This window comes from Nitrospina sp. P1_D6, assembly GCF_052156615.1.
Classification (GTDB): Bacteria; Nitrospinota; Nitrospinia; order Nitrospinales; family Nitrospinaceae; genus Nitrospina.
The window spans coordinates 28992-42824 of sequence record NZ_JBQKUN010000002.1; the positions used below are offsets into that span (position 1 = coordinate 28992).

The 13833-nt window shown below is 58.9% G+C and carries 12 protein-coding genes; 8 read left to right on the plus strand and 4 right to left on the minus strand.

All coding sequences use genetic code 11. The annotated features are described in order from the left end of the window. Positions 1–59 precede the first annotated feature (59 nt). A complete protein-coding gene (locus ACTRXA_RS03820) occupies positions 60–353 on the minus strand; it encodes a J domain-containing protein (protein ID WP_442425887.1) in 294 nt (97 codons plus the stop codon). 158 nt (positions 354–511) lie between these two features. On the opposite strand from ACTRXA_RS03820, the gene ACTRXA_RS03825 reads away from it, so the two are divergent. Beyond that, the gene (locus tag ACTRXA_RS03825; protein WP_442425888.1) at positions 512–1789 is read left to right on the plus strand and encodes an aldo/keto reductase; all 1278 of its coding nucleotides are present in this window, start codon (positions 512–514) and stop codon (positions 1787–1789) included. A gap of 32 nt (positions 1790–1821) precedes the next feature. On the opposite strand, the gene ACTRXA_RS03830 is transcribed toward ACTRXA_RS03825, so the two are convergent. Beyond that, positions 1822–5040 (minus strand): fused MFS/spermidine synthase, encoded by a 3219-nt coding sequence (locus tag ACTRXA_RS03830; RefSeq protein ID WP_442425889.1) that lies wholly within the window; start codon positions 5038–5040, stop codon positions 1822–1824. 129 nt (positions 5041–5169) lie between these two features. On the opposite strand from ACTRXA_RS03830, the gene ACTRXA_RS03835 reads away from it, so the two are divergent. Together ACTRXA_RS03835 and ACTRXA_RS03840 are read left to right on the plus strand one after the other, a co-directional pair. Beyond that, positions 5170–6021 carry a PCP reductase family protein gene (locus tag ACTRXA_RS03835; RefSeq protein ID WP_442425890.1) on the plus strand — a complete coding sequence of 284 codons (852 nt, stop codon included), beginning with the start codon at positions 5170–5172 and terminating at the stop codon, positions 6019–6021. Between the two features lie 83 nt (positions 6022–6104). Then, positions 6105–6242: a hypothetical protein gene (locus tag ACTRXA_RS03840; RefSeq protein ID WP_442425891.1), complete on the plus strand. Its 138-nt coding sequence runs from the start codon at positions 6105–6107 to the stop codon at positions 6240–6242. A 76-nt stretch (positions 6243–6318) separates the two neighbouring features. Here the strand turns inward: ACTRXA_RS03840 and ACTRXA_RS03845 are convergent, their stop codons facing one another. Both ACTRXA_RS03845 and ACTRXA_RS03850 read right to left on the minus strand, forming a co-directional pair. Beyond that, complete coding sequence (locus ACTRXA_RS03845; RefSeq protein WP_442425892.1) at positions 6319–7107, minus strand: hypothetical protein; 789 nt, start codon at positions 7105–7107, stop codon at positions 6319–6321. A 77-nt stretch (positions 7108–7184) separates the two neighbouring features. Continuing rightward, complete coding sequence (locus tag ACTRXA_RS03850) at positions 7185–7934, minus strand: Nif3-like dinuclear metal center hexameric protein (RefSeq protein WP_442425893.1); 750 nt, start codon at positions 7932–7934, stop codon at positions 7185–7187. Positions 7935–8001: 67 nt separating this feature from the next. Here ACTRXA_RS03850 and ACTRXA_RS03855 point away from each other — a divergent pair, with 67 nt between their 5' ends. The 5 genes from ACTRXA_RS03855 (at position 8002) to ACTRXA_RS03875 (ending at position 13738) form a co-directional block, all read left to right on the plus strand. Then, positions 8002–8961, plus strand: coding sequence for an ABC transporter permease (locus ACTRXA_RS03855; RefSeq protein WP_442425894.1), 960 nt, complete (start codon positions 8002–8004; stop codon positions 8959–8961). Between the two features lie 55 nt (positions 8962–9016). Beyond that, positions 9017–9949, plus strand: coding sequence for an ABC transporter permease (locus ACTRXA_RS03860; RefSeq protein WP_442426335.1), 933 nt, complete (start codon positions 9017–9019; stop codon positions 9947–9949). 13 nt (positions 9950–9962) lie between these two features. Then, entirely contained in the window at positions 9963–11921 is a 1959-nt protein-coding gene (locus tag ACTRXA_RS03865; RefSeq protein WP_442425895.1) for an ATP-binding cassette domain-containing protein, read from the plus strand. Next, positions 11918–12466, plus strand: a complete 549-nt coding sequence (locus ACTRXA_RS03870) for an SAM-dependent methyltransferase (protein WP_442425896.1) — start codon at positions 11918–11920, stop codon at positions 12464–12466. The genes ACTRXA_RS03865 and ACTRXA_RS03870 overlap by 4 nt, the downstream gene beginning before the upstream one ends. Before the next feature lie 177 nt (positions 12467–12643). After that, entirely contained in the window at positions 12644–13738 is a 1095-nt protein-coding gene (locus tag ACTRXA_RS03875; RefSeq protein WP_442425897.1) for a response regulator, read from the plus strand. Positions 13739–13833: the final 95 nt, after the last annotated feature.

The following is a 13833-nucleotide window of genomic DNA, read 5'->3' on the forward strand; positions in this document are numbered from 1 at the left end:
CGGCCACTGGATGAGCCGGATTTATTATAGACCTCAACGGTTGGAGGACCCAACCGGAATCAGAACAGTTCGTCCTGCAGGCCGCGGTAAGCCTCGTTGATGCGTTGCGTCATGCGCGCAGCTTCCTGCTGGGCGGTGTCGTCGTCGGAGATCAGGTCCTTGTGGTACTTCGCCAGCAGCTGTTTCCACGCGCGGCGGCAGACCGCAAGATCCGAGCCCTCCGGCACCCCCAGCATTGCGTACCATTCCCGGGCCTGCGCCTGTTTGGCTTCGGGAGTGAGGTCCCCGGTTGCCGGTGGCGCCTCCTCCGGCGGCTCGTTTTTTTTCATCCAGTCGAACAGCTTGTCGAACATGGGCTCATTCTGTCTGCGGGGACGCATACCCCATATTTATTAATGTAAAGATTTTTCACAGCCGAAAAGAAACGCCGCCACGGCATTGACTCCCGGCCCGTTCTTTTTTAGCATGAAACCGGCTCCATGCTGAACCCCCAAATCTCCGGAACCGGACCATGCCTGACACCGCCATCACCCCGACCGACACGATGGACCCCCCGGCCCTGCCGCCGATGGAGTACCGCCGTTTCGGCAGGACCAACGAATCGATTTCCGTTCTCACGCTGGGCGGCATGCGTTTCGAGCAGGGATGGGACGCGCCCCGGGACTACCTGCCGAAAGAGGCGCTCGACAACTGCATCGACACCACCCGCCGCGCCCTAACCTGCGGCATCAACCACATTGAAACCGCCCACGGCTACGTCAAAAGCGAACACCTGTATGGCGCAGCACTGAAGGAACTCGGTACCCCGCGCTCGGCATACAAAATGATGACCAAGGGCGCGCCGATGACCGCTGACGACACCCGGCGGCTGGTGGACGAACAGCTGCGGGCGTTGCAACTCGATTTTGTCGATTTCTACGGCTGGCACGGCATCAACAACCAGGAACGGCTCGATGCGGCGGTGAAACCCGGCGGCCCGGTGGAAACCCTGCACCGCCTGCGTGAGGAAGGACTCGTCCGGCACATCGGCTTTTCAACCCATGCGCCACTGGAGATCATCCTCGCCGCCATGCGCACCGGCCTGTTCGATTTCGTCAACCTGCACTACTACTATTTTTTCCAGAGGCACCGGGAAGCCATCCAACTGGCAGGGGAACTCGACATGGGGATCCTCATCATCTCCCCCAACGACAAGGGCGGGCAGTTGTGGAACCCGCCGCCCAAACTGGAATCGCTGTGCGCGCCGCTCACCCCGGTGCAGTTCAACGGACGCTTCTGCCTGAGCCACCCGGAGATCACCACGCTGACCATGGGATTCCACGCGCCGGAGCACTTTGTGCAGAACCTGGCGATTTTGAATGGCGGCGATTACTTCACGCCGGAAGACACGCCGGTGAAAGAGAAAATGGACGGACAGACGAAGCGCATTCCGGATTACTGCACCGTGTGCAATGAATGCCTGCCGTGCCCGGAGAACATCAACATTCCCGAGGTCCTGCGTTTCCGCAACATGCTGAAGGGGTACGGCATGCGTTCGTTCGGCAAGTACCGTTACAACATGTTGCAGAGCAAGGGACACTGGTTCCCCGGCGAATTCGCCAACCGATGCACCGAGTGCGGCGACTGCCTACCACGCTGCCCCGAGGAACTGAACATCCCCAAACTGTTGTTTGAAACCCACGCGCGGCTGTACAGTCCGTGGCGCATCTGGAAAGGCCGCATCACCAACTGGCTGGAAGTCGCCTGGCTGAGCGTGCGCAACCGCCTTCGCGGCCTCTCCTCCCGCTGAAAGCACTTACCTTATAATTCAGCCCGCAACGTTCACGCGGCGGGGACGGCTTCTCCCGATTTCTTTTTGCACCGGTCCAGCCACTTCTGTGCACTCTGGTAAGTGTCGTCCACGGCGAGGATTTTTTCGAGGAAGGGTGCGGCCTTGTCGCAGTTCAGAATCTTGATATACATCTCCGCCATCAGGTACATGTACTGCAAATCATCCGGGTCCACGTTCCCGTACTGGAAACCGGTGGCGATGACCTCCCGCGGCTGACCCAACCCCCGGTAGCTGAACATCTGACTGCGCAGGGCCTCCCGGTCGAGTGTGTTCTTTGCCAGCACGCGCGACGAAAATTCGAGTGACTTCAGATGCTCGCCGCGCACGTTGTAAAACTTGGCGGCGGCGTTGAGGAGCAGGAGATCATTGGGGGTCTCCTCCAGCTTTTGCAGGAGGTCGATCAACCCGACCTGCTGCATGACGTTCCGCATCTCACCCGGGTTGTTCCGCACCGCATCCTTGAGCGCGGTTTCCGCCTGCTCCAGTTGTCCCAGCTCCATCAGGTCGTACCCCGTGTACAGCAACGCGAAAGGGTTTTTCGGCTGGCGTTTTCTCACCATCGTCAGAAACTCGAGGCTCTTTTCATATTGCCCAATTTGATAAAACGAATGACCGAGGTTGAGCAGGGCTTCGAGGTTTCCGGGATCGGCCTCCACCTGCTCCAGCAGCTCCTGGATCTGCGGCTCCCCCGCCTGCAGGTGGTAGCGCAGGAGGCCGTCGTCATTCGACAGGCGCAGGGCTTCCAACAGCATTTCCCGGTTGGCGTACATGACACCACGCTGGTAGAGATCCATCACCCGGAACTGACGGCGGAACTCGGCTTCATCGTCCGCAGACGCGTTTTGCACCCGCTCCCAAAAGCGGCCCGCTTCCACACGGTTGAACACGATCCGCTCCAGCCCCGGCGTGCCGACGACGTTGCCGTAGTCGAGATAGAATTCGATACGCGGACGGTTGTCGGTGATGAGCGGTTGGCCTTCGCCGAGGGCGTGCATTTGATCTTCCAGAAACCAGATGTTGGCGAGGAAGGAGTGCACGTCCGGAATGTGGATGGCGTCCATCGCCTCCTTGATGCGCGGCTCGGCAAAGCGTGTTTTGAGTTTGGCCAGGTCGATGTCGATGGGCTGGTCGGAGCCGATCAGAAGAATTTCATTGGCCACCGACATCCACGCCTGCGCATGCGGAAACACGGAGAGGAACGTCTTGAAGTGCATGTCCACTTCGCGCGCGCTCTGGCTGTGGAGCGGCACCCACTGCGCCACGATGCCACCGGGCCGGAGAACCCGCAACGCCTGCTCGTAAAAATCCTGCGTGTACAGGTTCACCGTGAACGCCGTGCGCGGCGGCGGCGGCTCGCCGGTGATGACGTCGTATTTCTTGTCGGTGGTGAGCAGGAAGTTGCGTCCGTCCTGGATGACGATGTTCACCTTGTCGTTGTTCACCACGTCGTGGTTCTCTTTGGCGAACGCCGGAGCGGCGTTGATGACACTGGGCGACAACTCGATGCTGTCCACCGACTTGACTCTGGGATGAATGCCCGCCGCGCCCGTGGTTTGCCCGGTGCCGAAACAGATGACCAGCACGTTGTCCGGAGTGTCGGACAAAAGAATGGGCACGTGCGCAAACAGTTTCATGTAACGCGTGGCGATCACGTTCGACGCGGACATGGAGATGCCGTTGGTGATGAGGCGCTTGGCATCGGGATCGAGAATGCCGTAGTTGTCCTCGAACACAGCGACGGTATCGGTGAGCCCCTCTTCAAAATACAACAGGCTTTTCATGTCGCGCTGGCCGACGCTGTCGCGCATGAAAAAGGGGTTGAGCAGGTTGCCGGGCATAACGAGGGTGAAGGCGAGGATCACCGCCACAATCGCAGGCGTCCCCACCTTGCGCACTTTGAGTGGTGCGTTCCCCGTACGGAACAACAGTGCCACCGCGAGCAGGTTCAACGTCACCACCGCCACCAGGCTCTGCTCCGTGCCGATGAGCGGCAACAGCACGAACCCTGCAACCAGCGAGCCAAAAATCGCGCCCACGGTATTGGCGGCGTAGATGCGTCCGGTACCCCCGCCCACGTGGGCGTGGTCGCCGGAGGCAAGCTTGATCAGGATGGGCAGGCTCATGCCGAGGAGCGTCGTCGGCACCAGCATGAGCGCCGACGAGTCTTTCAGGTACCGCCAGAAGGTCGTCATCGGCCGGTCGAGGTTGTAGCTGTTCCACGGCGCGGACAACAACGCCTCCATGTTGAACAGGGTGAACGTCACGTAACCCGCGATGCCCGCCTGCAGGACCATCAAAACGTTCCTGAGGTCGCGGCACCTGGCGATGACGGGGACGGCCAGCAGACTGCCCAGGCAGATGCCGAGCAGGAACACGGCGAGCATGATGCTGAAGGAGTACACCGTGCTGGCAATGCTGAACACCAGCAGCCGGGTCCACAACACTTCATAGGCGAGCGCCGTCAGGCCGCTCAGGAAAGCGACGATCATCCACAGTTTCTGCGACGCATCCGCTTCGAAGCGCGGCCACGTCGGTTTCGGAAGACGCGGCAGGATCTTCACGCCGGGGTTGTCTTCCTGGTGGATGCGGATGCAGCCGATGCCGATGATGAGGTTCGCCGCCGCAGCAAACAATGCCGTCTGCAGAACGCCGAACAGCGAGATGAATATGAAGCCGGTGAGCAGGCATCCCACCGACGCACCCAGCGTGTTCAGCGCATACAGGTACCCCACCTGCGTGCCGAGGCGGGCGTCGTCGGTGACGTAATACTTGCTGATGATGGGCAGCGTCGCGCCCATGAACGTCGTCGGCACGAACATCAACAGAAACGCAAGCACCGCCTTGATGGCCGCGAACAGGGCGGGCGAATCCGGCACGAACTGGTGGAACCACGCATAGAACACGTGGAACTTGTAGAAAATGAGGCTGAGGAGCGCCGCCGAGGCGAAGATCAGGATCTCGATGAAAGCATAAACGACCAGCGGCGGATGCTTTTCCTCCTCCACCGCGCGGTCGATGACGTGGCCCCACACGTAACTGCCGAAGCCCAGCCCGGCCATGAACGCCGCCAGCACCACCGAAACGGAGTACACCGTGTGGCCGAACACGAGCGTCAGCATCCGTGTCCAGATGATTTCGTAAACCAGGGCGGTGATCCCCGAAACGAAGAAAAAGCCGTAAACCATTGGGGAACGGTGAATTGAACTCATGCGCGCGGGGCCTTCCTGGTTGTTGACATTGAAATGGGGGTGAAGTAGTGTAAAATCAGTCCGTTTCCGATGTGACCTTAAATCAAAAATGCGCTTTATTTCAAGCCCGCATTTTGGGAAAATACCGCTATGCAAGAAGATTACACAGCCCACGAAAAAGAAATCGAGGCCTCCGACCGCATCGACCACCCGTACGCCGACGAAAACGGCGTGGAGTGGACGGTCGAAGCCTGGGAGCGGGTCAAGCACGCACCGGAGTTCGTGCGTCCCGGCATCCGCAAGCTGATGGTCCAGCGGGCCGTCAAGAGAAACTACAAATATATCACGTCCGACTTCCTCACCGAAATCCGCAACGAATCGATGATGCTGGTTTCCAAGCGAGTCCGGCAGTTCGGTTTTGAGGAACTGTCGATGGGCGCGTTCGACGTCGCCAAGCAGAAAATGGCCGAGAGTCCGCGCAAGGTGGAAGTGATCGAGGAGATCCAGGACTTCCTCGCGCTCCGCACCGAAAAGAAAGAGGACATCGTCGACAAGTTCAAGAACTACATGGAGTCCGCGCCGACCAGCGGCATGCCGTGGACGCAGGACGCCATGGAGAAAATGGAAAAGGTGCCTCCCTTTGTGCTGGGCATGGCGAAGCAGACCATCGAGGCCCGCGCCCGCCAGCGCGGCGACAAGATGGTGACACCGGACATCATCGACGAAGTGTTCACCAACGTCATGCCCGCCTCCGCCAAGGAAGCGATGGGCATGGAAGTGACCGAAGAAGACAAACAGCGCGACGTCGACTACGCCAACCAGCAGGACGACGAGCCGGATTTCGGCATGCAGTGGGAGGACGCGGCGAAGGCCAAGGTCATGCGCATCCCCATCCCGTTCATCCGCGAAATGGCGATCCAGCGCATCGAGCAGGAAGTTTCCAAGGAAGGCGCCGAGTGCGTCACCATGGACCTGTTCGAGAAGTACCGCTTCTCGTTTTAATCACGGGCCGGCGGCAGATCCCGGAGGGGCCGGAAGCAGGGCATCATCGCCCCACCCCTCCCGCACTTTGAAAGGAGCGCGTCATGACGTTCGCAAACGTGGATGGATTGCTGGTGCTGGGAATGGTGGTGTTCGGCTTCAGCCTGTGGTTGCTCTCGAAAGGCGCGCCCACGCCGCAACGCATCCGGCGCAACGACGACCGGCTCTCCCGCAGGCGCTGACCGCATCACGCGATACCGAATAATACAAAACCGGAATCCTCATTTGAGAGGGTTCCGGTTTTTTTTTGCCCAAAATTTAATTTTGGTGCCTTTTTAAAATCTTGCCATATTTCCCTTTAAAGCCTTTAATTCGATTCGCAATCCCAGAAATCTCAAAATTATGTTCAGACGTTAACTGAAAAATATTAAGACTGGCAATCCCTACCTCCAGCAGAATTTTCGCGCAATTCAAAAAATGGACCCACTGTTTCTCAAAATCTATAACAAAAGTTTGGTGAATCATCCCTATTTGCTCATTAACACTAAACCTCAGTCCGCTTAACAAAGCCAATTCATTGGGATGGGCACCAGAATCAATGGTAATCTCATAAAGACGACTCACTATCTCTCCCAATTCACCATCCTGCTCCTTTAATCTGTTTTTTAAGGAACCTAAAGTGAAAGTATTACGAATCTTTTTTCTGTTTTCTTCACTTTCATGTCTACTTAGCCAAAATTTAAACTTTTCAATCCCATCTTCTTCATTATTTTGAATTTCAACAAAGAAATAAAAACCCACTAACGAGTTTTCAATACACTGCCTTAATAAAGCATACGTTTCTGGCAATTGCCCTCCAACCAAAATTTTAATAGAAGAATAATATGAGGATCTTGCCATGTTGAAAAATAACGCAGGAACCAGTTCCTCGTAACTACTTGGTTTACTTATACAGCCTTCCACCACCTCAAAAATCTCACAACTTTCTGAAAATAATTGAAATATTTCCTTATGGTGATGAAAAACATAATAGGAATTGTTGTGGGTATCGCCTAAAAACTTGGTCAAGAAGTCTTTTGACCAACCAGGAGGAGGTTCAAAGCTCATCTTAAAACCTATTTAAAAATGGGGTCATCGAAGAGGGTTAAAAAAATGCACACAATATATTTTAGGACAAACTGAAATCACAAACCCGTCGGGTAGTCGAGGAAGGTGGTTTCCAGGCCGAACTGGTCTTCGAGGTGTTTGCCCACGGCCTTCACGCCGCCGGTCTCGGTGGCGTAGTGACCGGCGAACATCAGGATGCACCCGTTCTCCATCGCATCGTGAAACTGGTAGGCGTCGCCCTCGCCGGTGATGAAGCAGTCGAGCCCTTCGCGGATGGCCTCGCCCAAAAGCTTCCCCGCGCCGCCGGTGACGAGCCCCACGGAACGGATCACGCCGTCGCCAATGACGCGCACGTTGGTGCTGAGCGCCTCGGATAGCAGGCCGCCCAGTTCGTGCCCCGTCTTCGGCGCGATGGTGCCGCGCAGACCGATGTTCTGCCCGTCGTGCAGGGCGAACTCCTGCAAATTGCCGAGGCCGATGACATCCGCCAATTGACGGTTGTTGCCCAGTACGGGATGGACATCCAGAGGAATATGCGCCGAGTAGAGGCCGATGTTGGCTTCCATCATGCGCGCGAGTTTTTTGTAATGCGCGCCGCGCACCGGTTGCAGCCCGCCCCAGAACAAGCCGTGGTGCACGAACATCATGTGGCAGTCCTGTTCGATGGCCATGTCGATGGTGGCCTGGCAGGCATCGACGGCCAGCCCCACTTTTTTGATGTCGCCGGTGCTTTCAACCTGCAATCCGTTGACCGCGCGGGAGGCATCCTTGATATTATGGATGTCGAGCAGTTGGTCGAGGTAGTGGCTGATCTGTATAATGTCCATGCCCGAAGTATAACAAAAAGCCCCGCAGGGGCAACCGGCCCCAACGCCGTACCTTTTGGACCGTCCGATGACCGCATTCATCATCCGCAATATCGGCCAGCGCATCATCCTGCTGGTGTTCATCTCCATCATCGCCCACACCATCGTGCACCTGGCGCCCGGTGAGCCGAGCCTGGTCGATCCTGCGAACCCGCGCATGAAGGCGGAGGACATCCAGCGTATCCGCGACGCATTCCACCTCGACGACCCCATGCACGTGCAGTACTTCTACTGGATGCGCGACCTGTTCACCGGGGATCTGAAATCGTTCAAGGACAACCAGCCGGTGCTGGCGAAAATCTGGGACCGTTTCCTGAACTCCCTGCCGCTGTTCCTCGTGGCCACGCTCATCACGTGGAGCATCGCGTTCCCCATGGGGATCAAGGCCGCGATCCACCGCAACTCGGCGTTCGACCGTTCCACCACGTTTCTCTCGTACGCATTGATTTCGATCCCCGGCTTCTTCCTCGCGTACATCCTCATCATCTTCGTGGTGCAGAACCTCAACGTGTCGGTGATCGGCAGGCAGACGTTCGGCTTCGAAGACGCGGGCCTGCTGTTCCAGTCGATGGACTACGTCTGGCACCTCACCCTGCCCTCTTTGATGACGGCCATCACCGGGCTCGCGGTGCTGTCGCGTTACGTGCGGTCGCAGATGCTGGAAGTGATCAACCAGGACTACATCCGCACCGCCCGCGCCAAGGGCCTGGATGAAGACACGGTCATTTACCGCCACGGACTGCGCAACGCCCTGTTGCCGTTCATCACCATGTTCGGCCTGATGATCCCCGGTCTGATCGGGGGGTCGGTGATCTTCGAGACCATCTTCGCCTGGCCGGGCATGGGACGGCTGGGTTACGAAGCGATCCTGGCCCGGGATTTCCCGGTGATCCTGACACTCAACTTCATCGCCGCGGTGCTGACGCTCATCGGCACGCTGGTGTCGGACATCCTGTATGCGGTGGCCGACCCGCGCATCAAATTCTGAGGACGTTATGAACGAAGCCGCATCGCCGACAGCCGAATCCCTCGCCGCCGAAGGCATGGTGCCGGAGGAGACTCCGTTCCAGGAACGCTGGCGCATCTTAAGTCGAGACAAGATGGCGCTGGCATCGATGTGGTTCCTCGCGTTCCTGTTCGTCGTTGCGGTCGGCGGGAAACTGCTGACCATGCACCACGACCGGTTCGATCCCACCACCGTGCGGCTGGCGGAAAAATTCAAGCCGCCCATGACTCCCTACAACACGGAACTGGTGAAGCCCGACGAACGGCCTTTCATGGGCATCTATCTGCTGGGTACGGACGAGCTGGGGCGTGACGTGTTCGCGCGCATGCTGGAGGGGACCTTCGTGTCACTCACCGTCGGCTTCGTCGCCGTCGGCATCTCCGTCACCGTCGGTATATTCTTCGGCGGGCTGGCCGGGTATTACGGCCGGGTGCGGCTGGGATTCATCACCGTGGACACGCTCATCATGCGCTTCGTGGACATCATGCTGTGTTTCCCGACATTCTTTCTCATCCTCACCGTGGTGGCGCTGTTGCCGCCCAGCATTTACAACATCATGATCGTCATCGGCTTGACCAGCTGGATGGGCACGGCGCGCCTGGTGCGTGCGGAGTTCCTTTCACTCCGCGAGCAGGACTACGTCCTGGCCGCCAAGAGCCAGGCCATTCCGGAGATGCGCATCATCTTTCAACACATCGTGCCGAACGCCATCGCCCCGGTGCTGGTGTCCGCCACCATCGGCGTCGCCACGGCCATCCTCACCGAGTCGGCGTTGAGCTTCCTGGGTTTCGGGGTGCAACCGCCGGACGCGACATGGGGAAATATCCTGTCCGACGGCAAGGCCTTCATCTTTGACGCACCGTGGCTGACCTTCATCCCCGGCTTCACCATCCTGTTCGTGGTGCTGGCGTTCAACCTGTTCGGCGAAGGCCTGCGCGAAGCCTACAACCCCAAACTCCGCCAGCGATGATTTCTTTCAATTCATGATCCAACTTCAGAACCTCAAAAAACAATACGGGCCGAAGGTGCTGTTCGACGGCGTCGGGTTCCACCTGAAACCCGGCGAGCGCGTCGGCCTCGTCGGCGAAAACGGCATGGGCAAGACGACCCTGTTCCGCGTCATCGTCGGGCAGGAGGAGGTCGATGCCGGAATCGTCCATATCCGCAAGGGCGCGCGCGTGGCCATGCTTTCGCAGGAGCTGGAGACGGTGAATCAAACCGTGCTTGAACGCGTGGTGGAGGGCGATGCGCGTTTCGCCGAAGTGCAGAGGGAAATGGAACACCTGCAAAACGACACGGCGTTCCACGACAGCAGACCGGAGGAATGGAGCCGGCGCTACGGCGACCTGCAACACGAGTTCGAACGCCACGGCGGCTACGAACGCGAGTCACGGGCACAGTCGATTTTGTCCGGACTCGGTTTCCGCGCCGACCAGGTGTACAAACCGCTGGAGACATTTTCCGGCGGCTGGCGCATGCGCGCCGAGCTGGCGCGCCTGCTGTTGCAAAGCCCGGACGTGCTCCTGCTCGACGAACCGACCAACCACCTCGACCTGCAATCGGTGGTGTGGCTGGAATCGTTCCTAAAATCGTATGAAGGCAGTCTGCTTTTGATCTCGCACGATCGCCGGTTCCTGAACGCGCTGGCGGGACGCATTGCGGAACTCGACCGCGGCAAACTCACGGTGTACACGGGCAACTACGACGACTACGAACGGCAGAAGGCCGAGCGCATCGCGCAACTGGAGGCCGAAGCCGCCAACCAGCAGCGACGCGTCGCCGAGATCGAGCGGTTCGTCGAACGCTTCCGCGCCAAAAACACGAAGGCGACGCAGGTGCAAAGCCGCATCAAGCAGTTGGAGAAGATGGAACGGGTGGAGACCCACCGCGGCACCAAGACCATCCACTTCCGTTTTCCGCAACCGGGCAGGACGGGCCGCATTGTCGCGCGCCTGGAAAACGTGGACAAGGCATACGGACCCGTCACCGTCTACCGCGATTTTTCCATCCAGATCGAGCGCGGCATGAAGATCGCCCTGGTCGGACCCAACGGGGCCGGGAAATCGACGCTCCTCAAACTGCTGGCGGGCCAGGTGCCCGCCGACGCCGGGACCCTCGAGCTCGGCCACAACGTGACGCGCGCCTACTACGCCCAGCACCACGTCGAGACGCTGAACCCGAAGCACACCGTGTTGCAGTCTTTGGACGAAACCGCACCGCAATTGACCCTGACCGGGCAGAGGAACATCCTGGGCGCGTTCCTGTTTTCCGGCGACGACGTGGACAAGAAAGTCGGCGTGCTCTCAGGCGGCGAGCGCTCGCGCCTGTCGCTGGCGCGCATGCTGGCCGCGCCCGCGCCGTTTCTGCTGCTCGACGAACCGACCAACCACCTCGACATCCGCTCGTGCGAAATCCTCGCGGCGGCGCTTTCTGATTTCGACGGCACGGTGGTGACCATCTCGCATGACCGCTATTTCCTCGACGGCCTCATCAACCGCGTATGGGAAGTCGAGGGCGGGCAGGTGAAGGAATACCTCGGCAACTTCAGCCATTACGAATGGATGAAACGAAAAGAGGAAGAACGCGCGGCGGAGGCGGAATCGAAATCGCCTTCATCTGAGATTGCCACGCCCGCCCGCCGGGACAAGGAACAGAAACGCAAGGAAGCGGAGGAACGCAACCGGCGCTACCGGCAGTTGAAGCCGCTCAAGGAACGCGCCGAGGCGCTGGAGAAAAAACTGGAGGACGTGATGGGCGAAAAGGCCGAACTGGAAGAACGGCTCGCCGACGCCGACATCTACCAGGACCGCAACAAGGACACGCTCATGCAGGCCCTCACCCGGCAAAAAGAGTTGACTGCCGAGGAAAACGCCCTGCTCACCGAATGGGATCGGGTCCACTACGAGATCGAAGCCCTCTCCGACAACGCCTCCACCCCATGATCGCCGACGTCGCCTCCTTCCTGCTCCTCGCACTGGCGCTTGTTCTCGCGGGGGTGGTGCTGGTGCCACTGATCTACGGCGCCCCGTGGCACTGGACCGGGAAGGCCACCCTGCGCCGCGCACTGGACCTGGCCGACGCCCAACCCGGCGAGACGCTGGTCGATCTCGGATCCGGCGACGGACGCGTGCTCATCACCGCCGCCCGCGATTACGGTCTGAAAGGGGTGGGGATCGAGATCGATCCCGTCAAGGTCTGGATCTCCCGCCTATGGGCGAAACTGTCGGGTGTGAGCGATCGCGTTGTGGTCCACCGGGGCAACATGGTGGACCACCCCTGCAAAGAAGCCGATATCGTGTACCTCTACCTCACCCACCAGGCAGTGGACCGCCTGTTTCCGGCGCTGTTTGCATCGCTCAAACCCGGTGCCCGGGTGGTGACCCGGAGCTTCTGCCTGCCGGGCCTGCGCCCGGACAAAACCGATTGCGGTGGCACGCTCTTCCTTTATACTGGACGGAAAGGACAGAACGTGGACGGATACCGCTGATTCCCGGAAATTGGGCCTGCGGCGAAACTACAGTTTTCGCGTAAACCGCCGATATGGTAATAGTTTCCAACTCCTTATGCTATAATCCGGGTATCCAGACCAAGTGTTTTTGAGTGGGAGCCCCGGTGCCGGAGGTCCGTTGGTTATCGGTGATCCCGTGATTCCAAGGTTGCAGACATGAAACTCAAAATCCTCGTCGCCGACGACAGCATCAGCATCCAGAAACTGGTGGCCATGGCCTTCTACAACGAAGACATGGAAGTCGAGGGCATCAGCGACGGCGTCAAGGCGTTCAATTACCTTTCCGATTACAAGCCCGATCTCGTCATGGCCGACATCTATCTCCCCGGCATGAACGGCTTCGAGCTGTCCAAGAAAATCAAGAATTCCGACGAATTCCAGAATATCCACGTCCTGCTTTTGACCAGCGATTTCGAGGAACTGGACGAGATCATGTACGCCGATTCGGAAGCCGACGGCCACATCTCAAAACCGTTCAAGACCGACGAAATCATCCGCACCGTGAAACGGCTTCTGGACGGCAGCGCGGCGCCGGAACCCTCCGGAGTGGAAGCGGACGAAGAATACGAAATCGAGGGATTCGATCCCGATTCTGAGGTCGAAGTGGAAGTGGTGGATGCCGGGGACGAAATTGAAGTGGAAGCGGTGGATGAAGAGAACGAGGGGGATGGACCGAAATGGATTGAGCTCTCGCCCGAAGACCTGGTTCCTCCGGACACTTCCCAAAAAGAGGAACCCCAGGCCGAAACCGCGGTAGATGCCGTTTCGGAATCTGATGAATCCGGCGACTCGATGCCCCCTGCTGTGCCCGACAGGCGGCAACGGCAGGCTGCTTTTCAGGAATCCCTGGATGAACTGGACCGGTTTTTCCATCAGTTGACGGAATCCACCGCAAGCCAGGCACCCGCCGAGGAAGAGGATGCCGCCGAAACCCGGATCGAATCCCCGCACCACCCGGACCTGATCCAGGAAGCGCTGGCGATGATGGGCGAGGAGTCGCCTTCCTCCAACGGCGGCAGTACATCCAACGCCACCAAGGTGGAGCCGGTACCCGCACCCGGACTCAACGGCGACCCCCTGCAGGAGGTTGTGCACCAGCACATTCGTTCGACCCTGAGAACTGAGATGGCCGGCCTTTCCGGCACCATCCGCGAGACCGTGCGGCAGGTGGTGGAGGAAGTGGCGCCCGACATCATCCGCGAGGTGATCCAGGAAGAAATCGCACGTCTCAAGAAGTCGGAAACCCTCTGATCCCGATCCTGGAAGCCCTGACGCTCGGTTCCAAACCAGCCGCCGGTCGGCCCGGGCGCACCGCCCTTAAAAAAAATCGCTTTGAGATTTAAAGG

Coding starts and splice junctions, on each gene's coding strand:
- ACTRXA_RS03820 (WP_442425887.1), bottom strand. CDS start 353: ATGTTCGACAAGCTGTTCGACTGGATGAAAAAAAACGAGCCGCCGGAG.
- ACTRXA_RS03825 (WP_442425888.1), top strand. CDS start 512: ATGCCTGACACCGCCATCACCCCGACCGACACGATGGACCCCCCGGCC.
- ACTRXA_RS03830 (WP_442425889.1), bottom strand. CDS start 5,040: ATGAGTTCAATTCACCGTTCCCCAATGGTTTACGGCTTTTTCTTCGTT.
- ACTRXA_RS03835 (WP_442425890.1), top strand. CDS start 5,170: ATGCAAGAAGATTACACAGCCCACGAAAAAGAAATCGAGGCCTCCGAC.
- ACTRXA_RS03840 (WP_442425891.1), top strand. CDS start 6,105: ATGACGTTCGCAAACGTGGATGGATTGCTGGTGCTGGGAATGGTGGTG.
- ACTRXA_RS03845 (WP_442425892.1), bottom strand. CDS start 7,107: ATGAGCTTTGAACCTCCTCCTGGTTGGTCAAAAGACTTCTTGACCAAG.
- ACTRXA_RS03850 (WP_442425893.1), bottom strand. CDS start 7,934: ATGGACATTATACAGATCAGCCACTACCTCGACCAACTGCTCGACATC.
- ACTRXA_RS03855 (WP_442425894.1), top strand. CDS start 8,002: ATGACCGCATTCATCATCCGCAATATCGGCCAGCGCATCATCCTGCTG.
- ACTRXA_RS03860 (WP_442426335.1), top strand. CDS start 9,017: ATGGTGCCGGAGGAGACTCCGTTCCAGGAACGCTGGCGCATCTTAAGT.
- ACTRXA_RS03865 (WP_442425895.1), top strand. CDS start 9,963: ATGATCCAACTTCAGAACCTCAAAAAACAATACGGGCCGAAGGTGCTG.
- ACTRXA_RS03870 (WP_442425896.1), top strand. CDS start 11,918: ATGATCGCCGACGTCGCCTCCTTCCTGCTCCTCGCACTGGCGCTTGTT.
- ACTRXA_RS03875 (WP_442425897.1), top strand. CDS start 12,644: ATGAAACTCAAAATCCTCGTCGCCGACGACAGCATCAGCATCCAGAAA.